This is a genomic window from Hydrogenophaga aromaticivorans (genome assembly GCF_013387465.1).
Taxonomy (GTDB): Bacteria; Pseudomonadota; Gammaproteobacteria; order Burkholderiales; family Burkholderiaceae_C; genus Hydrogenophaga; species Hydrogenophaga aromaticivorans.
This window is the reverse complement of sequence record NZ_VYGV01000027.1, coordinates 51,480-72,504: the sequence shown is the minus strand read 5'-3', so window position 1 is coordinate 72,504 and position 21,025 is coordinate 51,480. Positions and strand designations below refer to the sequence as shown.

The 21,025-nt window shown below is 66.3% G+C and carries 18 protein-coding genes; 7 read left to right on the top strand and 11 right to left on the bottom strand.

Annotated elements, in window-relative coordinates; all coding sequences use genetic code 11:
• Positions 1-62: 62 nt before the first annotated feature.
• The 4 genes from F3K02_RS24860 to F3K02_RS24845 form a co-directional block, all read right to left on the bottom strand.
• Complete coding sequence (locus F3K02_RS24860) at positions 63-1,061, bottom strand: TRAP transporter substrate-binding protein (RefSeq protein WP_177139078.1); 999 nt, start codon at positions 1,059-1,061, stop codon at positions 63-65.
• Between the two features lie 98 nt (positions 1,062-1,159).
• The gene (locus F3K02_RS24855; protein ID WP_177139077.1) at positions 1,160-2,440 is read right to left on the bottom strand and encodes a TRAP transporter large permease subunit; all 1,281 of its coding nucleotides are present in this window, start codon (positions 2,438-2,440) and stop codon (positions 1,160-1,162) included.
• 21 nt (positions 2,441-2,461) lie between these two features.
• On the bottom strand, positions 2,462-2,995 hold the full coding sequence (locus F3K02_RS24850) for a TRAP transporter small permease subunit (protein WP_177139076.1): 534 nt from the start codon (positions 2,993-2,995) through the stop codon (positions 2,462-2,464).
• Between the two features lie 133 nt (positions 2,996-3,128).
• Positions 3,129-3,791, bottom strand: coding sequence for a TetR/AcrR family transcriptional regulator (locus F3K02_RS24845; protein ID WP_177139074.1), 663 nt, complete (start codon positions 3,789-3,791; stop codon positions 3,129-3,131).
• Between the two features lie 290 nt (positions 3,792-4,081).
• On the opposite strand from F3K02_RS24845, the gene F3K02_RS24840 reads away from it, so the two are divergent.
• Together F3K02_RS24840 and F3K02_RS24835 are read left to right on the top strand one after the other, a co-directional pair.
• Positions 4,082-5,020 (top strand): porin, encoded by a 939-nt coding sequence (locus F3K02_RS24840; RefSeq protein WP_177139073.1) that lies wholly within the window; start codon positions 4,082-4,084, stop codon positions 5,018-5,020.
• Between the two features lie 168 nt (positions 5,021-5,188).
• On the top strand, positions 5,189-6,232 hold the full coding sequence (locus F3K02_RS24835; RefSeq protein WP_177139072.1) for a J domain-containing protein: 1,044 nt from the start codon (positions 5,189-5,191) through the stop codon (positions 6,230-6,232).
• 37 nt (positions 6,233-6,269) lie between these two features.
• On the opposite strand, the gene F3K02_RS24830 is transcribed toward F3K02_RS24835, so the two are convergent.
• The 7 genes from F3K02_RS24830 to F3K02_RS24800 all read right to left on the bottom strand — a co-directional run bounded on the left by F3K02_RS24830 (position 6,270) and on the right by F3K02_RS24800 (position 14,701).
• Positions 6,270-7,847 carry an acyl CoA:acetate/3-ketoacid CoA transferase gene (locus F3K02_RS24830; protein WP_177139071.1) on the bottom strand — a complete coding sequence of 526 codons (1,578 nt, stop codon included), beginning with the start codon at positions 7,845-7,847 and terminating at the stop codon, positions 6,270-6,272.
• Between the two features lie 5 nt (positions 7,848-7,852).
• Positions 7,853-9,016 (bottom strand): acyl-CoA dehydrogenase family protein, encoded by a 1,164-nt coding sequence (locus F3K02_RS24825; RefSeq protein ID WP_177139070.1) that lies wholly within the window; start codon positions 9,014-9,016, stop codon positions 7,853-7,855.
• Between the two features lie 289 nt (positions 9,017-9,305).
• Positions 9,306-10,121 carry a sugar phosphate isomerase/epimerase family protein gene (locus F3K02_RS24820; protein ID WP_177139069.1) on the bottom strand — a complete coding sequence of 272 codons (816 nt, stop codon included), beginning with the start codon at positions 10,119-10,121 and terminating at the stop codon, positions 9,306-9,308.
• A 7-nt stretch (positions 10,122-10,128) separates the two neighbouring features.
• Positions 10,129-10,755: an NIPSNAP family protein gene (locus F3K02_RS24815; protein WP_177139068.1), complete on the bottom strand. Its 627-nt coding sequence runs from the start codon at positions 10,753-10,755 to the stop codon at positions 10,129-10,131.
• A gap of 29 nt (positions 10,756-10,784) precedes the next feature.
• Positions 10,785-12,551, bottom strand: coding sequence for an FAD-dependent oxidoreductase (locus F3K02_RS24810; protein ID WP_177139067.1), 1,767 nt, complete (start codon positions 12,549-12,551; stop codon positions 10,785-10,787).
• 145 nt (positions 12,552-12,696) lie between these two features.
• Positions 12,697-13,530 carry an IclR family transcriptional regulator gene (locus F3K02_RS24805; RefSeq protein WP_177139066.1) on the bottom strand — a complete coding sequence of 278 codons (834 nt, stop codon included), beginning with the start codon at positions 13,528-13,530 and terminating at the stop codon, positions 12,697-12,699.
• Between the two features lie 31 nt (positions 13,531-13,561).
• Positions 13,562-14,701: a Gfo/Idh/MocA family protein gene (locus tag F3K02_RS24800; RefSeq protein WP_177139064.1), complete on the bottom strand. Its 1,140-nt coding sequence runs from the start codon at positions 14,699-14,701 to the stop codon at positions 13,562-13,564.
• Positions 14,702-14,834: 133 nt separating this feature from the next.
• Between F3K02_RS24800 and F3K02_RS24795 the strand changes: the two genes are divergently transcribed.
• The 5 genes from F3K02_RS24795 (at position 14,835) to F3K02_RS24775 (ending at position 20,934) form a co-directional block, all read left to right on the top strand.
• On the top strand, positions 14,835-15,629 hold the full coding sequence (locus tag F3K02_RS24795) for a shikimate dehydrogenase family protein (RefSeq protein ID WP_177139063.1): 795 nt from the start codon (positions 14,835-14,837) through the stop codon (positions 15,627-15,629).
• 2 nt (positions 15,630-15,631) lie between these two features.
• Positions 15,632-17,353, top strand: coding sequence for an FAD-dependent oxidoreductase (locus tag F3K02_RS24790; RefSeq protein ID WP_177139062.1), 1,722 nt, complete (start codon positions 15,632-15,634; stop codon positions 17,351-17,353).
• 396 nt (positions 17,354-17,749) lie between these two features.
• On the top strand, positions 17,750-18,763 hold the full coding sequence (locus F3K02_RS24785) for a Bug family tripartite tricarboxylate transporter substrate binding protein (protein ID WP_177139061.1): 1,014 nt from the start codon (positions 17,750-17,752) through the stop codon (positions 18,761-18,763).
• A 156-nt stretch (positions 18,764-18,919) separates the two neighbouring features.
• On the top strand, positions 18,920-19,429 hold the full coding sequence (locus F3K02_RS24780) for a tripartite tricarboxylate transporter TctB family protein (RefSeq protein WP_177139060.1): 510 nt from the start codon (positions 18,920-18,922) through the stop codon (positions 19,427-19,429).
• A complete protein-coding gene (locus tag F3K02_RS24775; RefSeq protein WP_177139059.1) occupies positions 19,426-20,934 on the top strand; it encodes a tripartite tricarboxylate transporter permease in 1,509 nt (502 codons plus the stop codon). Before F3K02_RS24780 ends, F3K02_RS24775 begins: the two co-directional genes overlap by 4 nt.
• Positions 20,935-21,025 lie beyond the last annotated feature (91 nt).

Here is a 21,025-nt window from a genome sequence, read left to right as displayed (position 1 = left end):
GAGGTCGGGTATAGGCGGAGCGTTCGAGCATAAACCGGGTGCCGGAGCACCCGGTTTGTGCATCATTTCCGCGCTTTGGCGAGTTCGGCCAGCAGGTCGCTCACGGTCGCTTCACCGACGTTGCCGGCGTGCTTGGTGATCACCGGCTTCATCTTCTCGACCAGCTTGACCTGTTCGGCCGCGGGCAGCTCGGAGACGGTCATGCCGGCCTTTTTCAGGTTGTCCAGGGTGCTGGCCACCGAAGCACGGGCCTGGTTGCGCTGGAACTTGGCGGACTCGGTCACGGCGTCACCGACGATCTTCTTCTCGTCGGCCGACAGGCTGTCCCAGAACTTCTTGCTGATCACCACCGACTGCGGGTTGTACTGGTGGTTGGTCAGGGTCATGAACTTCTGCACTTCGTGCAGCTTGGCGCCCCAGATCGTGGCGACCGGGTTCTCCTGGCCGTCCACGGCCTTCTGCTCCAGCGCGGCGTACAGCTCGGGGAAGGGCAGGGGCGTGGGGTTGGCGTCCAGCGCCTTGACCCAGTCCACGTTGATCGGGTTGGGGATCACGCGCAGCTTCAGGCCGGCGATGTCTTCCACCTTGTTGATGGCGCGCTTGCTGTTGGTGATGTTGCGAAAGCCCAGCTCGTAGTAGCCCAGGCCGACCAGGCCCTTCTCTTCCAGCTTGGCGTGCAGCTTCTTGCCGAAGGGGCCATCGACCACGGCGTCGGCTTCCTTGCCGTTGGCGAACATGAAGGGCAGGTCGAACACCGCAAAGTCCTTGACCTGGGCGGCGAAGATGCCCGAGTTCATCGAGGCCATCTCCAGCGTGCCGCCCTGCAGGGCCGAGACGTTGGCCTGGTCGCTGCCCAGCTGGCCGCCGGGGAAGACGTTGACCTTGATCTTGCCGCCGGACTTGGCGGCCACGATTTCGGCGAACTTCTCCATGCCTTGCACGATGGGGTGACCCGCCGCGTTCTGGTTGGCGAACTTGATGACTTTGTCCTGCGCGGCGGCAACGCCGACGGTGGCCAGGGCGGCGGTGGCCAGCAGGGTCTTGATGAACAGGCGTTTCATGGGATGTCTCCAGCGATTTTTGGGTCGGGACGCAGGTGAATGGATGCCCTTGCCTTGGCGTGCCCGGTTCAGGGCAAGGGTGTGGAAAGCGGGGGGGCTCAGCCGTAGAACCAGCCCAGCGGCACCAACACGATCTGCGGGAACAGCACCATCAGGAACATCAGGGCGAACTGCGCAATCATGAAAGGCCAGACGCCCCTGGTCACTTCGTCCATGCTGATCTTGCCGACGCCGGCCACGGTGTTGAGCACCGTGCCCACGGGCGGCGTGATCAGGCCGATGGCGTTGTTCATCACGAACAGCACGCCGAAGTAAACGGGGTCGATGCCGGCGGCCTTGACGATGGGCATGAGCACCGGGGTCAGGATCAGGATGGTGGGCGTCATGTCCATGGCCGTGCCCACGATGATCACCAGGAACATGATCGCGAACATCAGCAGCGTCGGGCTGTCCAGCAGCGGCTGCAGCAGCTCCACCAGCTGGGCTGGCAACTGGGCGACGGTGATCAGCCAGGCCGAGACCATGGCGGCGGCGACCAGGAACATGATCACGGCGGTCGTCTTCGCGGCGGCCAGGAACAGGCCGTAGAGCTGGCTGATCCTGAGCTCGCGGTAGATCACCAGCGAGATGAACAGCGCGTAGACGGCCGCGACCACCGCGGCTTCGGTCGGTGTGAACACGCCGAACTTCAGGCCGACCACAACGATCACCGGCAGGCCCAGGGCGTAGATCGCATCGCGCAGCGCATGGAAGACTTCGGCGCGGGTCTTGCGGACCGGCGGCTTGACGTTCTCCTTGCGCGCCAGCCACCACCAGGTCAGGCACAGCGCCACACCCAGCAGCATGCCCGGCACGATGCCGGCCATGAACAGCTTGGAAATGGACACGTTGGCGGCGACGCCGAAGATCACGAAGCCGATCGAAGGCGGGATGATGGGCGCGATGATGGACGCGGCCGACAGCAGGCCGGCCGAGCGGGCCCGGTCGTGGCCGGCGGTGTGCATCATGGGCAGCAGCAGGGCGGCGAGGGCGGCGGCATCGGCCACGGCCGAGCCCGAGAGCGAGGCCATGATGACCGCGGCCATGATGGCGACATAACCCAGGCCGCCACGCACATGGCCGACCAGCGACATCGCGAAGGTCACGATGCGCTTGGACAGGCCGCCCGCGTTCATGATCTCGCCGGCCAGCATGAAGAAGGGCACGGCCAGCAGCGGGAAGCTGTTGGAACCTTCGATCAGGTTCTGCGCCAGGATCTGCGCGTCGAACATGTTCAGGTGCCACATCAGGGCGGCGCCGCACAGCAGCAGCGAGAACGAGATGGGCACGCCGATCATCATGGCGGCGATGAGGGAGCTCAGGAAGATCGCAATGGTCATGGGAATGTCTCCTGGCTCTGATCAGGGGTGCGGGTCGCCGTGCGGCATGTCGTCGGACTCGCGGATGCCGATCAGCTCGCTGTCCGCCATCTGGCCTGTGAGCAGGCGCACCAGGTTCAGCAGCAGGATGGGGGCGGCCAGCACGGCGAAGGCCACACCGCTGGCGTAGAAGTAGCCCATGGAGGTCTCCATGACCGCGCTGGTGGAGTCCCAGTTGATCTTGGTCTGCTCCAGCGAACCCTTGAAGATCAGCCAGCAGATGAAGAGCATGGCCACGAAGGTCGCGCCCAGGCACAGCTTCTGGCCGGCCACGGGCAGGCGCACGATGAGCGAATCGGTGCCCAGGTGAGCGCGCTCGTTGAGGGCGACAACCGCGCCCATGAAGGTCATCCAGACGAACAGCCAGCGCGAGAGCTCTTCGGACAGGGTGAGCCCGGAGTTGAAGCCGTAGCGCATGACGACGTTGCCAAACACCATGACGACCATCAGCAACAGGCTGATGACCATCAGTGCGGACAACGCCCGGCAATAGTGGTCGATGAGTTTCTGGATCACGGGTTGTCTCCTGCGGGTGTCTTGTTGTTAATGTACGAACTGGTTAGTAATCTGTGGATTGGTATTTACCCTGATGGCCAGGCGCAGATGGCTCAGCGGCGCCTGCGGCGCCGTTGAGGGATGGCGGCGCTGATCAGGCCCGCACGAAGCGCAGCACCATGTCGACGATGCTGGCGCGGCGCTGGGCCTTGACTTCAGGGGCGGACAGGTCGCGCTTGAAGATCAGGCCGAAAGTGTGGCGGTTGGAGACATTGAAGAATGTCAAGGCCGAGATGGACGCGTGAATATCGATCGGGTCCAGGCCTGGGCGGAAGATCCCGCCGGCCACGCCGCGTTCGTAGAGCCGGTGGATGGCCGAGATGGCCGGCACGTTGAGCTGCTGGATGCTCTTGCTCTGGGCGAGGAACTGGCCCCGGTTCATGTTTTCCGAGATCACCAGGCGGATGTAGTCCTCGTGGCTGGCGTGGTGATCGAAGGTGAATTCCACCAGCCGGCGCAGGGCGGCCTCGGGCTCCAGGTCGTCCAGATGCTGCTCGCTCTCGATCTCGCGCATGCGTCGGTACGACTCTTCGAGTGCCGCCAGGTACAGGCCTTCTTTGCTCTCGAAATAATAGTAGATCATGCGCTTGCTGGTCTGCGTGGCGGCGGCGATCTCGTCGATGCGGGCGCCGGCCAGGCCTTTTTCAGCGAACTCCGCGATGGCCACTTCGAGGATGTTGGCCATGGTCCGCGCCGGGTCGTTGGTGCGACCGGTGGCGGTGGATGCGGGCACGGCAGAAGGTACTGACTGGTTCATTTCGGCAGTATAGGACGGGGCATGCCTGAAACGTGCGCCTCGGTGGTCACGCCGGACAGGTCCACGGCATTCCCGAAAGCAGGCCCGGATGCTGGCGCCATAGGTGAAAACCCCGGAAATGTACGAAACGTTCCATACAGGCCACATCTAGCAGCTATGCCTGAATTAACTTGTTCGTACATATGTTCCATTCTCTAATTCGCTGGCTCCGAACCCCGGAGCGCCGCTTTGCGAGGCCGTGCGCAGGCATGACACGGACGGCGGTATTCACCCCCTTTGTTGGAGACATCATGAAATTCAAGCAACACTTCCTGGCACTGGCCGCCGTGATGGCCTGTGGCGGTGCGATGGCGCAATCGTCGGTGACGATGTACGGCGTGCTCGACGTCAGCGTGGGCAAGACGACCGACGGCAAGTTCGGCATGAACGGCGGCAAGAGCGCCACCTCGCCAGCCCAGAGCTACCACACGCCCACCCGCATCGGCTTCCGCGGCACGGAGGACCTGGGCGGCGGCCTGAAGGCCAACTTCAACCTGGAAAGCGGTGGCCTGAGCCTGGTCGATGGCGGTCCCAGCCTGAACTTCTCGCGCGAAGCCTGGGTCGGCCTGTCCGGCAACTTTGGTTCCACGCGTTTTGGCCGCACCTCGTCCTTCGGCACGCAGGGCCACGCCCGCTTTGACCTGAACGGCATCTCCACCTCGTCCGCGATGGACAACGCCGGCATCAGCCCGGTCACCTGGTACGGCTCCTCGCGCCGTTCCGCGCAACTGCAGTACGTCACGCCCAACTTCTCCGGTTTTGACGCCGGCGTGAGCCTGGTGCTGGCGGGCAACAATGAAGACCAGCGCAGCGTGCAGGTGCGCGCCAACTACGGCAACGGCCCGCTGGCCGTGGGCTATGTGGCCGAAACCAAGCGCGTTGCGGGCAACCGCACGGCACAGGCGGTGGCGGGCTCGTACGACTTTGGCGTGGCCAAGGTGGTGGGCGGTTACGTGGTGCGTGAAACCGAAGCGGCCGGCAAGGGCGTCTACGTGGGCGCCGTCGCCCCCGTCGGTGCGGTGACCAATGTCGGCTTCCAGCACGCCCGCAACTCCGAGACCGAAGTCAACGCGACCGAGCTGTTCGCCAACTACGCGCTGTCCAAGCGCACCTCGGTCTACGTCGATTTCGTCAAGCGCAACGGCGACGACCGCAAGTCCTACGGCGTCGGCCTGCTGCACACGTTCTGATCGATGGGCCGCTAGTATTTCCAGGGTTTGAGCCGCCAGTTCGTCGCTGGCGGCTTTTTTTTGACTGAAATGACCCTCAGTACCCGAGCGCACATGGGATCAGCAGCGGGGTCGCTACCATCGGTGCTCCTGTTTCCCTCACTGCTGTTCAGTCAGATCCCCGACGCCATGCAACAAGCCCCCGCCCGCGACGCCGCATCGGCCTTCCGGAAAAAACCGGTCGAATTCGCTCCCGTTGCCTGGAGCGGGCGCCTCAACCCCGACGAGCTCTCGCGCCCCGGTGGCCTGCTGATCGCAGCGCTCTCGCAGTGTGCGGACGAGCGGGATCTGTCGCTGAGCGAACTGGCCTCGGCCATGGGCGTGAGCTACTGGAGCCTGAGCCAGCTGCGCATCGGGTTCCGGCCCATCGAGTCGCTGGACGATGACGTGGTCGAGGCCTGCGCGGCTTTTCTGGATCTGCCGCGCCTGACCATCGAGATGCTCGCCGGGCTGCTGGACCCGGCCGACGCGCTGGCCTGCGACGACCTGACCGGTGAAGACATCCTGCATGCCTGCCGGCTGCTGGCCACCGAACCCGGTGAACTGGAACTGCTGCCACCGCCCAACCGCCAGCGCCCGCTGCAGGGATTTGCGGTGGACGAACTGGCCGCGATGCACCGCGAACACGGGGCCTACCCGGCGGTGTGCGAGGCTCTGCGGGCCGAACTGCGGCAGCGGCCGATGTCGAAAACCGAGCTGTTGCGCGCCGCGCTGGACGCCGGCGTGGCAGAGGCAGAAACCGAATCGGCCGAGCCGGATGACGCGACGCCGCCCCACGGCATCCTGCGCTGCACCTGTTGCCAGAAGCGTCTGCGCATTCCGCACCTGCCCGAGCCCGGCGAAATCCGCTGCCCCAGTTGCCAGACGGAATACGCCGTGCACTGGCAGGCGGCCATCTGCGTCGTGCAGCGGCTGGAGGCGGAAGCGGCGCCCGACGACGAAACGGATGCCGAAGTGCCAGAGGCGCCAGCTTTGGCGTCGATGGATCCGTGGGCGGTGCGGGGTCTGGCCCGGAACAGCTCCTGGGACACAGTGGAGCGGGCGCGCCGCTCGCTGCTGCAGCAGTACCACCCGGACCGGCTGGGCCATGTGTCGCCGCTGGTGCACAAGCTGGCCGAAGAGGCGTTCAAACGGGTGGGCGACGCCTACGACCAGTTGAAATCACAGCGCTGAAAAAGAGCCCCCCCTGCGCCGCTTCGCATGGGGGTGTTCAAGCAGCCGTGAAGTGTGCGCTGTCCATGACCTTCAGGTCTTGGGCAACCAGCGGCACAAAGTCCATCTGGTCGAGGATGTCGCGCTGCAGGTCGATGCCGGGCGCGATCTCGTACAGCTCGACGCCCTGTGGCGTGAGGCGGAAGCTGCCGCGTTCGGTGAGGTAGAGCACCTCCTGCCCGCGCACCAGGCCCTGCGGGCCGCTGAAGGTGATCTGGTCGACCTGTTTCACGAGCTTTTTCACGCTGCCCTGCTGCAGCACGCGCATCTGGCCGTCGCCGGTCTGCAGCTTCACGCCCTTGGCCGCCAGCGTGCCGCAGAACACCACCTTCTTCGCGTTCTGCGCGATGTCGATGAAGCCGCCGGGGCCGACGGTGACGCCGCCCAGGCGCGAGACGTTGACGCTGCCCTCGGTGTCGAATTCACCAAAGCCCAGGCAGGCCACGTCCAGCCCGCCGCCGCCATAGAAGTCGAACTGTGTCGCCGCGTCCAGCATGGCCGTGGCGTTGCGTGCGTAACCGAACAGCACGCCGTCCATCAGCGTGCCACCGTAGGTGCCGTGTTCGATGGTCTGGTAGATGCGGTGCTGCTCGTTGCGCGCGGCGATCAGCTTGGCGACCGCGTCGGGCACGCCCACGCCGTAGTTGATGACCGGGCGCGCCTTGCCGGTGTTGAAGAGTTCAATGTGGGCGCGGCGCGCCACGGCCTGGCGTTCGCTGAAGGCTTCCTGTGAGGCGGCGAGTTCGCGTGCGTGGTCTTCCGCTTCGCTGGCCGCGCGGGCGTCGCCCGTGAGTTCGCCGCTGAAGGCCGGGTCGAACGGGATGTCGTAGCTGGTCTGTTGGGCGGGGTCCACCACGATGGCGTCCACCCAGGCCGAGGGGATGCGCACTTCGCGCGCCTTGAGCGCGCCTTTCGGCAAGCGTTCCTTGACCTGCACGATCACCGTGCCGCCGCTGTTGCGCGCGGCCAGCGCGAGCGACTGCGCGTCGAGGTTGGCGGCCTCGTGTTCGAAGCTGATGTTGCCGTCTTCATCGGCCGCGCTGGCGCGCACGATGGCGACGTGGATTGGGAAGGGCTTGTAGCGCAGCCATTCGCGGCCGTCGATCTGGATCACCTCGGCGAGGTCGTCTTTCGCGGCGGCGTTCATGCGCCCGCCACCAAAGCGCGGGTCGCAGACCGTGCCCAGGCCCACGTGGCTGATGAGGCCGGGCCGGCCGGCGCCGATCTCGCGCATGAGCTGGCTGGATACGCCGCCGGGCAGGATGTAGGCCTCGATCTGGTTGCTGAGCGCGAGCTGCTGCATCGCCGGCGACCAGACCCAGTGGCCGCCGATGACCTTCTTCACCAGGCCTTCGTGTGCGAAGCAGTTCATGCCCTTGGTCTTCTTGTCGCCGATGCCCAGCGCGTGCATCACCGTGAGGTTGCGCGGTTGTTGCGTGGAGAGGTAGCGCGCCTGCACCGCTTCGAACACGTGCGTGGCCTCCATCAGGCCACCGCCGCCGCCCATCAGGCCCACGGTGTCGCCGTCTTTGATCAGGTTCGCTGCTTCTGCAGCGGTCATGAATTTGCTGTTCATGGTATTCACCGGTTCACGTCGAACAACACGGCGCCTTTTTTCAGCGCACTCTTGGCGATCACACCGCGGTGGATCTCGCTGGTGCCGTCAAAGATGCGGTAGATGCGCGCGTCGCGGTAATAGCGCTCGATCGGCAGTTCCTTGCAGAAGCCCATGCCGCCGAACACCTGCACCGCGCGGTCCACCACGCGGCCCAGGGTTTCGGCCGCGTGCACCTTGACCATGGCGATCTGTTCGCGCGCGTCCAGGCCCTGGTCCAGCATCCAGGCGGCGTGGTAGACCATCCACCGCGCGGCATTGATCTCGATCACGCTGTCGGCCAGCATCTGCTGGACCATCTGGAAGTCGCCGATCTTCGTGTTGAACTGCTTGCGGTCGTTGGCGTAGTTGAGCATCAGCTCGCACACGTGCGTGGCCTTGCCCACCGCGCGCGCGCCCACCTGCGCCAGGCGCACCACGTTGAGCGCACCCATGGCCAGCTTGAAGCCCTGGCCCTGCTCGCCGAGCAGGGTGGCGTCGTCCAGCACCACGTTGTCGAAGAACAGCTCCAGGTGCGGCGTGCCACGGATGCCCATCATGGCCTGGTCCTTGCCGACGGTGAAACCGGGCAGGCCCTTGTCGACCATGAACATGCTGATCTCTTTCTCGCCTGTTTTCGCGGACACCAGGAAGAAGTCGGACCACACGCCGTCGCTGATGAAGTGTTTGCTGCCGTTGAGCACCCACTGGCCTTCGCTGTTGCGCTTGGCGTGGGTCTTGATGCCGGCTGCGTCCGAGCCGGCGCCGGATTCGGTGATGGTGATGGCGCAGGTGCGTGTGCCTTCCACCGCCGGTTTGAGCCAGCGTTCGATCTGCTCACCCTTGCAGTGCAGCAGCGGTTCGTAGACGTTGCCGAAGGCGCGGCGGATCAGCATGTCGCTGGTGTGGCCGAACTGCTCTTCGCAGATGATGCGGTCCAGATTCGACAGGCCGCCACCGCCGAGTTCGGCCGGCATGTTGAGCGCGAACAGGCCCAGTTCTTTGGCTTTGGCGTGGATGCGGCGCGCATCGGCATCGGGCAGCGCGCCGGTGTTTTCCAGCGCATCTTCCAGCGGGTGCAGTTCTTCGGCGATGAAGCGACGGATGGTGTCGATCATCATTTTCTGTTCGTCGTTGAGGGCGAAATCCATGGGGTTCTTTCGAGATGGGTGAAGTTGGCTTGACCGGGGACACCGCCGGGCCGGCTCTGCCGGACGGCTGGTGTCGCCCCCTTGGGGGGGCTGAGGGCTGCGGCTCTGAGCCTGCCTGCGCAGGCTCGGACAGCCCGAAGAGGCTTCGGCTCTGACGAAGCCCCGGCCTGGAAGGCGCGCGAAGCGCCGCAGGGGTGGGTCAGTCAAGCACTGCTGAACCAGCGGGCGCCAAAGAAAAACGGCAACCGCGAAATGTGATCGAACGGAATCACCATGGATGTCTCTCCGATCAGGCGCGAGGCTCGACGAACGGACGGCTTGCAGCCATGCAGATGCCAGCCCATTCGCCGGGCCCAGCGGTTTTCTCGCGCTCGAAGTTCACCACCTCCACACTCACCGGCAGGTCGGCGGGCAGGGCGTCGAACAGGCCCTGCACGTCGATGCTTCCATCGCCCGGCAGCAGGCGCTCGCAGCGCGCGGTGTGGATCATTTCTTCGACCGTGAAGTGCGTGCCGGCCACGGCGTCGCAGATCTGCGCGTAGTGCAGCAGTTCGCGCGGGATGGCGCGGATGTCATCCAGCGTGGTGGTCGAGCGGCCGAAGTGCAGCGCGTCGACCAGGATGCCGGCGTTGGCCGGTGAACCGGCGTTCTGCACGACCCGCAGCGCGCTCTTGGCGTCCTTCACCGCCGTCCAGGGCATGAACTCCAGATCGGCCGTCAGGCCGTAGGGCCGCATCACCTCGCACAGGCGGGCGTAGTTCTGCGTCAGGCGCGCCTCGTTGGTGTCGTCACCGGCGATAAGGATGGCTTTGGCTTTGAGCGCGGCGCAGGCGTTGTAGAGCGGATCCCAGGTGTGCGGGTCGAAGGCTTCGCCGATGCGGATGATCTCCACATCGAAGATGCCCACGCCGGTGTCGGCCATCGCGGCCTGTGTTTCTTTCAGCACGTCGGGTTTACCGAGCAGGAACTGCTGCGGTGCGCCTGGCGCGTTGGGCCACAGTCGCAGGCCCACGAACTGGTAGCCGTTGGCCGCAGCGACGCGGATTGCTTCCGGGGGCGTGCAGCGGTGGGACGACAGGTAGGCGAGTGAATAGACGCGTGTCATCACAGCCTCACTTCAGGGGTGACACCGCGGTGGGCAGTGCGATGGTGGAGACCATGTTCGTGGTCAGGTGCGCCGGGCCACCCTTGGGCGGCCAGATGCCTTGTGCGACCGCATCGGCGCGGGCCTTGGAGCGCGCGTCAAGCGTGGGGTAGGCCCAGATGTTGGTGAAGCGCAGCGGACCGTCGAGCGCGACCATGGCGACCACGCAGGGCGAGAGTTGGTCGCGCGCCGGCACGTACTCTTCCCAGAGGTCGATGGTGGGCTGCACGCCGCCCGGCTTGATGCCGTAGGTGCGGATCTCGTACACCGGGCCGGTGATGCCGCTCTCGGCGCTCGGGCGCACCGGCTTCATCCACGGGAAGCCCTGGTAGCTGTGTTGTTCCAGCGTCTGGAAGATCTCGCCGTTGCCGAAGGGTGAAGCGCTTTGTTGCGTGCGTTCGCGCTCGGCCTGCAGGTCGGTCAACGACGCAAAGCCACGCAGCACGATCATCTGGTTGAGCGGGCCGATGTCGGTGAACCAGCAGGCGAGCAGCTCGCCTTTCGCCTCCGGCGCGGCGCAGTAGGCTTGCACGTTCTGGGCGGCCGTGCCGGCGGTGCCGAACGGCAGGGTCATGGTGGCGAGTTCGTAGTACATGTGGGGTGTCCTGGGTTGGGTGGTGTCTGTCAAAGGCGGTGTCGGGTTCCCTCTCCATCGCGTGATGGTTTTGGAGAGGGCTGGGGTGAGGGCTCGCGTCCGGCAGCGTGGTGAGCCGCAAGAAATCCAAAGACCATGGCCGGTCCCAGCGTGATGCCGCCGCTGGGGTAGTGCCCGGCCATCATCGAATTCATGTCGTTGCCGCCGGCGTACAGGCCGGCGATGGGCTGGCCCTGCGCGTCGAGCACCTGGGCGTTGGCGTTGGTCTTCAGCCCGGCAAAGGTGCCGAGGCTGCCGGCGACCACCTTCACGGCGTAGAACGGACCGCGTTCCAGCGGTCCCATGCAGGGGTTGGGCCAGCCTTTTTCCGCCGCAAAAGGTGCATCGCCCTGCATGCGGTTGTAAGGGGTGTCGCCTTTGGCGAAGTCATCGTCTTTGCCTGCGAGTGCCATGGCGTTGTAGCGTTGCACCGTCTTCTGCAGGGCATCGCCATCGATGCCGCAGACCTTGGCCAGATCGACCAGCGACTGGCCACGCTTCACGTAGCCATTGGCGATCATCGGTGCCAGCGGCATCGGGGCCGGCTTGGCGGCGCCCAGGCCGTAGTGGCGCATGAAGGCGTGGTCGCAGACCAGCCAGGCCTGCACCGGCTCGCCGGCGGGCAACGCGGCCAGCAGGTTTTGCATGAAGTCGTGGTACGAGTCGGCTTCGTTGGTGAAGCGTTGTCCGCGCCGGGTGACGGCGATCAGGCCCGGTTTGCCGCGCTCGATCAGGTGCGGGAAGTGCGCGAACGAGCCGTCGGCGCGCGGCACCAGCGACACCGGGGCCAGCGCCGCGGCCTGCGAGCCATCGGTGGCCACCTGGCCACCGGCGGTTTCGCCCAGGCGCAGGCCGTCGCCGGTGTTGCCGCGCGAAGCGGCCGACCAATGTTCTTTTCCGGTGGGGGCGTGCGGCAGCAGGGCGCGTTTGCGCTGATCGTCGTGCGGGAAGCCGCCGCAGGCCAGCACCACGCCGCAGCGGGCTTGCACTTCCATGGCGCCCTCGGGCGTGGCGAGCACCGCGCCGCTCACCCGTTCCCCGTCGCGCAGCAGGCGCCGGGCCGGGCATCGGGTGCGGATGTCGACACCGGCTTCCAGGGCCGAAGCAGCCAGGCTGGCGATCAGCGCGTTGCCGTTCAGCAACCGCATGCCACGGCGGTGCAGCAGCAGGTCTTTCGCGTGCGCCAGCACGCGCTGGGTGACGTACCAGAGTGAAGCCGGTTTGCGCAAGGCGTTGAAGAAGTGGCGCAGCTCGGCACCCGAGGCGATGCCCATGCCCCAGAGCGTGGTCTCGGGCAGGGGCGGCTTGAGGTCGGCGATGCGCGCGCCCAGGCGGCGGCCGTCAAAGGGCGCAGCGCACAGCGATCGGCCACCGAGCGACGCGTGTGGCGTGCGGCCGTGGAAATCGGGGATGGCGTTGCCGTCGATGAAGCGCAGCGCGGTGTTGGAGCGGAAAAACTCCACCATGCGCGGTGCCGCTTCAAGGAAAGCGCGGGCGCGGGCTTCGTCGAAGCGGTCGCCGAGCTCGTGGCGCAGGTAGGCCAGCGGCTCGTCAATCGGTTCGACGATGCCGGCCTCCACCGCCAGCGGATTGCGCGGTAGCCACATCCAGCCGCCCGACCAGGCGGTGGTGCCGCCGAACTGGGCGTCTTTTTCCGCGACGATGACCTTGAGACCCAGGTGCGCGGCCGTCACAGCCGCAGACAGCCCCCCAGCGCCGGAGCCGATCACCAGGAGATCACACTGGACGACGCTCATGAGGCAGCCCCAACCCAGGGACACCGCGGAACCGGCTTCGCCGGGCCGTTGGTGTCGCCCCCTGAAGGGGGTATGCGGCTAAGCGTATTGCCGCTTGAGGCGGCAATCCGGGGCGCAGCGAGCAAGCAACGGGGGGGAGACATGTTCAGACCGCGTAGATCGGCTTGCGGCTTTTGACGTCGCCAGGGGCGCCCGTCTCCGCCGTGAGCTGGAAGAAGGGCGAAGCCCCGCTGGCCGCGGCCAGTTGCGAGGCGATGGACAGCAGTTCGGGCGCCAGCGCTTCCATGCGCTCGACGGTGAAGCGCACCGTGGGGCCGGCGATGGTGATCACGCCCATGGCCGGCTGGCCGGCAAAACGCACCGGCGCCGACATGGCGGACAGGCCCAGGCTGTAGGTGTCCACCGTCAGGCTGTAGCCGCGTTCGCGCGTGGCGTGCACGGCATCCAGCACCGCCTGCAGGGTGGTCGGGGCGGCCGGGCCAAACTGCTCGGGCAGGCCCAAGCCCTGCTTGGCGACGAGGGCCATGCCGGCGTTGTCTTCCAGTGTGGACATCCAGGCCCAGCCGGAAGACGAACACGAGAGGCGGGCGTCGCTGCCCATGTCGGGGTCGTAGCGCAGGCCCTGGCGGGCGCCTTGTGCGCGGGCGACCCAGGTGAGGCGTTCACCGTCCACCACCGAGAGGCGCACCAGTTCGCCCGACAGCTCGGCCAGGCGGTTGAGCAGGGGCTGCGCGATGTCCACGATGCCGCTGTTGCTGAGGTAGGAGAGGCCCATGCTCACCAGCTTGGTGGTGAGCAGGTAGTCACCATGGCCTCGCGCCTGGCGCACATAACCCAGGCGCACCAGGTCGGCCAGCAGGCGGTGCACGGCGCTGCGCGGGATGTTGAGCTGGTCCGCCACGGCGGCGAGTTCCATGCCTTCGCCGTGTTGTGACAGCAGTTCGAGGATGCCGAGGGTTCGTTCGAGGACGCCGTTCATGGGGTGGGTTCCGTGTGTTCTGAGGGGAGGCTCAAACGGTACAGGAGACAGGTGCGCCGGCGGTTGCCGCTTCCAGCACGGCCAGCGTGGCCTGCAGGGTGCGCAGCCCGTCGAGCGCGCTGCACAGCGGGGCTTCTTCGCCAAGGACCACGGCCGCGAAGTGCAGCAACTGCTCGGTGTAGGGGTCGGCCTTGAGCGCCACGGTCTGCTCGCGCGTGATCTCGGCGTGCCAACTGCGCTCGCCACGGTAGTGCCAGAGCGAGAGGTCGGGCAGCGAGAGCGAGCCGTGCGTGCCGGCGATGAAGTGCGACTGCACCGCCTGGCGCGGGTACTGGTCCTGTTCGCCGGCGCTGAAGTCCCAGCACCAGGGCGCCGTGGCGGTGTCCGACAGTACCACCGTGCCCAGCGCGCCGTTCTCGAACCGCAGCAGCGCGGCGGCCGTGTCTTCCACCGCGAAGCCGCGCACGGCGTTGCTGCTGATGGCCTGCACCTGCGTGATCTCGCCGCAGAGAAAACGCAGCTGGTCGATCTCGTGGATCAGGTTGATCAGCACCGGACCGCCACCGGGCTGGCGGCGCCAGGCGGCTTCGAAGTAGGCCTCGGGCTTGAAGAAGGTGGCCATCACGTTGGCGGTCACGATGTGGCCGAGCTGCCCGCTGGCCACGATCTCGCGCGCCCGGCGGTTGATCGGGTTGTGGCGGCGGTGGTGTCCCACCAGCACCGGCACGCCGCTGCGCGCCTGTGCATCCACCAGCGCCTGCGCTTCGGCCACCGTGTCGGCCACGGGCTTTTCCACCAGCACCGCCACACCACGCGCCAGGCAGTCCAGCGCCACCGGCACATGCGTGGCATTGGGCGTGGCGACGATCGCGCCCTGCGGCTTCACGCGCTCCAGCAGTTCACCGTGGCTGGCGGCCCAGGGCACACCCAGGCTGTCCGCCAGCGAGCGACCGGCGTCGGTCGGGTCGGCGATACCGGCCAGGGCCAGTTGCGGCGAACGGCCGATGCGGTCGATGTGGGTGCGGCCAATGGCGCCGGCACCCACGACGAGCAGGCTCGTGGCTCCTCCCCTGCGCCGCTGCGCGGCTTCCCCCTGCAGGGGGACGACACCAGCCGTCTGGCGAAGCCAGCCCGGCGGTGTCTCTGGGTTTGGGGTGCTCAATTCGGGCATTTGTTGTCTCCTGCCTGAAGTCTAGTCAAAAAAAGAACAATATTCAATAATTGAATACGATTCCACTTTTGGATATGATCGGCGCCAACAACCCGGCCAACGGGTGTGAACCGACCTGCAGGAGACAAGACCCATGCATCAAACCCTCAGCGGCGCGAGCCGCATCCACTTCATCGTCGGCGACCCGATCGCCCAGGTGAAATCCCCGGCGGGCGTGACGCAGGCCTTTGCCGACCACGGGCGCAACGCCATCTGCGTGCCGGCCCATGTGTCGCCTGCCCACCTGGCCGACTGGGTGCGTGGCGCCTCGCTGGCGCAGAACGTGGACGGCATCATCGTGACGGTGCCGCACAAGTTCGCTTGCACCGATCTCTGCGCAACCACCTCCGAGCGCGCCGCCTTTCTGCACACGGTCAACACCATGCGCCGCAACGCCGACGGCAGCTGGCATGGCGACATGTTCGACGGTCTGGGCTTCGTCACCGCCATGCAGGACAACGGCGGCCAGCCAGCGGGCCAGAAAGCGCTGCTGGTGGGCGCGGGCGGCGCCGGTTCTGCCATTGCGCACGCGCTGGTGATGGACGGCGTGAGCGAACTCGCGATCTTCGATCCGGACGACCAGCGCCGCACCGCGCTGGTGGAGCGCCTGGCCGGGTTGAAGCAGTGCCCGGTGAGCCATGGCAGCGCCGACCCGACGGGCTTTGACATCGTGATCAACGCCACGCCGGTGGGCATGAAAGAGAGCGATCCCTATCCGCTGCAGGTGGAGACGCTCGACGCCCGCATGTTCTGCGGCTGCGTGATCACCGCGCCGGCCATCACGCCGTTCATTGCGGCCGCACGCGAAAAAGGCTGCGCCACGATGACCGGCGCCCACATGTTTGCGCGGGTCCGGGACTTGATGGTCGATTTCCTGTTGGGCAAGTGACCATGCAAGTCCTGAACTCGCTGAGCAAACTCCCCGCCGACGCCGCGTTCGACCTGGTCGTGATCGGTGCCGGTGGCGCCGGCATGGCGGCCGCGCTGTTCGCGGCCATCGACGGCCAGCGGGTGCTGCTGGTCGAGCGCACCGGGTTCGTGGGCGGCACCACGGCCTGGTCGGCGGGCACCACCTGGGTGCCGGGCACGCACCACGCCGCCAAGGTGAACCCGGCGGACACGCTGGCCGACGCCGCGCGCTACCTCACCAACGCCATCGGCGATCGCACGCCGGCGGCGCTGCGCCAGGCCTTCCTGGACCACGGCCCCGCCGTGATCCGCCACATCGAGACCCATTCCGAGGTGAGATACCGGCCGTACCCCAAGCACCCGGACTACATCTCCGACCTCGGTGGTTCCACGCTCGCCGGCCGCGCGCTGGAGCCGTTGCCGTTCGACGGCCGGCTGCTGGGTGACCTGTTCCGCCTGGTGCGCCCGCCGATTCCCGAATTCACCGTGCTCGGCGGGATGATGGTCGACCGCACCGACATCAACCACCTGCTCGCGCTCACGAAGTCGTTCGCCTCGTTCAGGCATTCGCTCAGGATCATCCTGCGCCACGCGGCGGACCGCCTGCGCTACCCGCGCGGCACGCGCCTGGTGATGGGCAACGCGCTGGTGGCGCGCCTGCTGCATTCGTTGTCGAAACACGCGGGCGTGACGCTCGCGCTCGACACCTCGGTCGAGCAGTTCGGCCGCGGCGCCAGCGGTATTGAAACGGTGGAGCTCGTGCAGGGCAGCGAGCGCCGCACGGTGCGGGTGCGCGGTGGTGTGGTGCTGGCCAGCGGCGGTTTCAACCGCCACACCGGCCTGCGCCAGGCCATGCTGCCCGGTGCCGACATCGGCTGGTGCCCCGCCGCGCCCGGCCACACTGGCGCGGCGCACGACCTGGCCCGCGACCTGGGTGCGCAATACGGGCAGGGCGGTCTCTCCAACGCCTTCTGGGCACCGGTCTCGCTGCGCCAGCGGCCCGACGGCAGCACTGCGGTGTTCCCGCACTTCGTGATGGACCGCGCCAAGCCCGGCATGCTCACCGTCAACCAGGCCGGTGAGCGCTTCGTCAACGAAAGCACCTCGTACCACCTGTTCGGCATGGCGATGCAAAGCGCCCGCAGCGTGCCGGCCTATCTGATCTGCGACGCCGAAGCGCTGCGCAAATACGGCATCGGCATGGTGCGGCCCGGCGCCAGCGCCAAAGACATGGCACCGTTCCTGTCCGACGGTTACCTGACGCGGGGCGACTCGCTTGACGGGCTGGCGCAGAAGCTCGGCATCAGCGCCGCCGGCCTGAAAGCCAGCGTGCAGAAGATCAACGGCTACGCGCAGACCGGCGTGGACCCGGACTTCCAGCGCGGTGTCACGGCCTACCAGCAGAACATCGGCGACGCCGCGGCTGGCGGCAAGAACCCCAACCTGGGCCCGCTGCAGACCGCGCCCTACTACGCGGTGAAGCTCTACCCGGGCGACATCGGCGCCGCCACCGGCTTCGCCACCGATGGCGACGCCCGCGTGCTCGACGCCAGCGGCCAGCCCATCGGCGGCCTGTACGCCGTGGGCAACGACATGCATTCCATCATGGGCGGCGTCTACACCGCGCCGGGCATCACCCTCGGCCCGGGCCAGGTGTTTGCGTACCTCGCCGCGCGCCACGCCACGGCGCGCGCAGCGGCCTGAGCCGTGAGAACAAGATGCACGAAAACGACAGGCAACGGCCGCATTCGTCGGGTTTCGCCGGGGGCCTGCTCGGCAGAATGGGCGGCCGTTTGATGGCGCTGATCCCAGCGGTTCCGGTGGCGTTCGCGGGACTGCCAGGCCGCTCCGCGGCAGCCGTTCCAGCATTGGGACAAACCCCAGAATCGGTCGATGATCGATCTATTTGGTTTATTGATCGAACAGATAGCCGTGCAAATTCATGGACCAGCGAACCAGCCGATCCTACATTGAAGACCTTCGATGAACCGGCCGCAACGCTCTGCGGACACCGTTGGGGGTTATTCAGACAGCTTGTGTGTAACCCATGAGTCCGGGTCCGAGGGCTTGATTTTTTTACCAACAGCAGGAGACATTCAGATGAACCAAACCAAACGCCACTTCCTCGGCGCTGCCGTGGCAGCCCTGGCCACCGTGGGCTTCACGGGCCTGGCACAGGCGCAGAACTACCCCGAGCGCGACGTCACCGCCGTGATCCAGTGGGGCGCTGGTGGCGGCACCGACGTGGCGATGCGTGGCTATGCCCCGTATGCTGAAGAAGCGCTGGGCAAGAAAATCATCCTGCAGAACAAGCCCGGTGCGTCCGGTGCCATCGGCGCCAACTTCGTGCTGCAGCAGCCGTCCGATGGCTACACCATCCTGATGGGCGCCGAGCCGCAGGCCCTGTTTCGCGTGATGAAGATGGCCGAGTTCGACTACGACCAGTTCTACCCCGTCAACATCGCCGCCATCGCCAACACCATCCTGCTCGTGGCCAAGCCCGATGCCCCCTGGAACACCATGCAGGACCTGTTGAGCCATGTGCAGGCCAACCCCAAGAAGGTCAAGCAGTACATCGCAGGTCAGGGCACCGTGCCTTACACGGTCAACACCATGATCGGCAGCCTGACCAAGTTTGAAACCATCCTGGTGCCGTTCGACGGCGACGGCCCGGCCATTGCCGCTCTGCAGGGCGGCCACCTGGATATCGGTTTCATCGCTTCGGGCGCCGCCATCGAGCACATCAAGGCCGGTCGCCTCAAGGCCCTGGGCGTGCTGGACAACAAGCCCTTCCAGGGCATTGCACCCATGACCGATGCACCGTCGCTCAAAGGCCTGCCGAAGTACCTGCCCTGGGGCTCGTGGTACGGCGTCTTCGTGAAGAAGGACACCCCGGAGCCCGTCAAGGCCAAGCTGGTGGCCGCGTTCAAGAAGGCCGGCGACAACCCGCAGTACCGCAAGATGATGGAAGGCCGTGGCACGACCATGCTGAACATCGGCGGTGCCGAAGCCGAGAAGTTCATCAAGAAATGGCAGTCCACCACCGCCTGGCTGTACCAGAACGCGGGCACCGCCAAGGTGGACCCGGCCACGCTGGGTATCGCGAAACCCTGAGCTTGTTGAACACCCCCGCCGCGCTGCGCGCGACCCCCTCAAGGGGGCGGCACTGGCCGTCCGGCAAAGCCGGCCCGGCGGTGCCCTGGGGGTGAGAGAAGCTCCCCCTCCTCCGGGAAGGGGGCCTCTGCTTTTTCCAACTTTAGGAGACCCTCCATGCACTCCAGCCATCCGCGGCTGGCCGGCGAGCTGACCTTCATGGCGCTGCTCGTTCTGGTCAGTGTTTTCCTGCTGTGGACGTCTTACGAGATTTCCAGTTTCGACTCGCTGGCCGCGCCGGGCAGCTTCCCCATGGTCTGTGCCTTCGCCATGCTGGTCACCGGCCTGATCAACGCCGTGAAGACCGCACGCGCCAAGCTCAACCTGGAGAACGGTGAAACCTGGCTGCAGCAGTTCGGCCGCAAGGTCACGCCGGTGCAACTGATCGCCTTCGCCGTGCTGATCTTCCTGTACATGCTGGGCATGGAATACATCGGCTTCCTGATCGCCTCGTACATCTTCCTGGCCGCGTCCATGTACCTGCTGGGCAGCCGCCGCGTGGTGCTCAACCTGTTCATCAGCGCAGCGGTGCTGGTGGCCATCTTCATCGTCTTCCGCACCGCCTTCTCGGTGGTGCTGCCGGCCGGTTCGCTCGTCGGCCCCTTCCTGCCGGAGTTCCTGAAATGACTGAAGCACTGGGCTATTTCCTGTCGTCCTGGCTGGACTGGCAGATGCTGTTGCTGACCGCGGCGGGCACCTTCGCCGGCATCTACATCGGCGCCATCCCCGGCCTGTCGGTGACGATGGCGGTGTCCATCCTGATCTCGTTCACCTTCAAGTGGGACGTGCACCACGCGCTGGCCCTGATCTCCGGCATCTACCTCGGCGGTGTGTACGGCGGCTCGCGCAGCGCCATCCTGCTCAACATCCCGGGCGCGCCCTCGGCCATTGCCACCGGCATGGACGGCTACCCGCTGGCGAAGCTCGGTGAAGCCGGCCAGGCCATTGGTCTCACCACCGTGGTCTCGGTGTATGGCGGTTTCATCGGCATCCTGGCGCTGGCCCTGGCGGCGCCGGCGGTGTCCAGCCTGGCGCTGAAGTTCGGACCACGCGAGTACCTGTTGCTGGCGATCTGGGGCATCCTGCTGGTTGGCAGCCTCTCGGGCGAATCGCTCTCCAAGGGCATCTTTGCCGGTGCCCTGGGCGCGCTGATTTCGTGCGTGGGCCTTGACCCGATGACGGGTGAACAGCGCCTCACCTTCGGCAGCCTGCAGATGTCGGCCGGCATCTCCTACATTGCCGCCATGATCGGTTTCTTCGGCGTGGCCGAGGTGATCGCGCAGTTGCACGAACTCAATATCAAGGCGATCAAGCAGAACGTGAGCAAGATCATCCCGTCGTGGGCGCTGGTGCGCAAACACCTGCCGCTGGCCACCCGCACCTCCGCCATCGGCGTGGTGGTGGGCGCGCTGCCCGGCGCCGGTGGTGACATCGCCGCGCTCATGGCCTACGACCACGCCAAGCGCACGGTGAAGAACCCCTCGCGCCCGTTCGGCACGGGGGCCTACGAAGGTCTGGTGGCGCCCGAGTCGGCCAACAACGCGTCGGTGGGTGGTGCCTACGTGCCCATGCTCACGCTCGGCATTCCGGGTGACGCGGTCACCGCCGTGATCATCGGTGCGCTCTACATCCACGGCCTCAAACCCGGCCCGCTGCTGATGACCGAAACGCCCGACCTGTTCTGGTTCATCGTCGGATCGCTCACGCTGGCCAACTGCTTCCTGCTGGTGTTCGGCCTGACCGGCATCAAGATCTTTGCCAAGATCGTCGAGACGCCCAAGCCGGTGCTGCTGCCGCTGATCCTGGTGCTCTCCGCGGTGGGCGCGTATTCGATCAACAACAACCCGGTGGACGTTTACTGGATGCTGGGCTTTGGCCTCTTCGGCTACTTCCTGAAGATGTACGGCTTCCAGGTTGGGCCGGTGATCCTGGGCATGATCCTCGGCCCGCTGATGGACCGCAGCTACCGCCAGGCGATGTTGTCGACTGGCGAAGACGTGGGCCTGTTCTTCACCGAGTTCTTCACCACGCCGCTCTCGGCCATCATCCTCGCCGCGCTGGCCTTCACCATCATCAGCCAGACCGGTCCTTACCAGCGCTGGAGAAACAAGGGCGCCCTCAAGGCGGCCTGACCAAGGAGCCTCTCCCCACGAAACCCCGGTGCCGCCAGGCCCCGGGGGTTTTTTCATTCGATGGTGAGAAACCCTCCTGCCAGACGCGGAG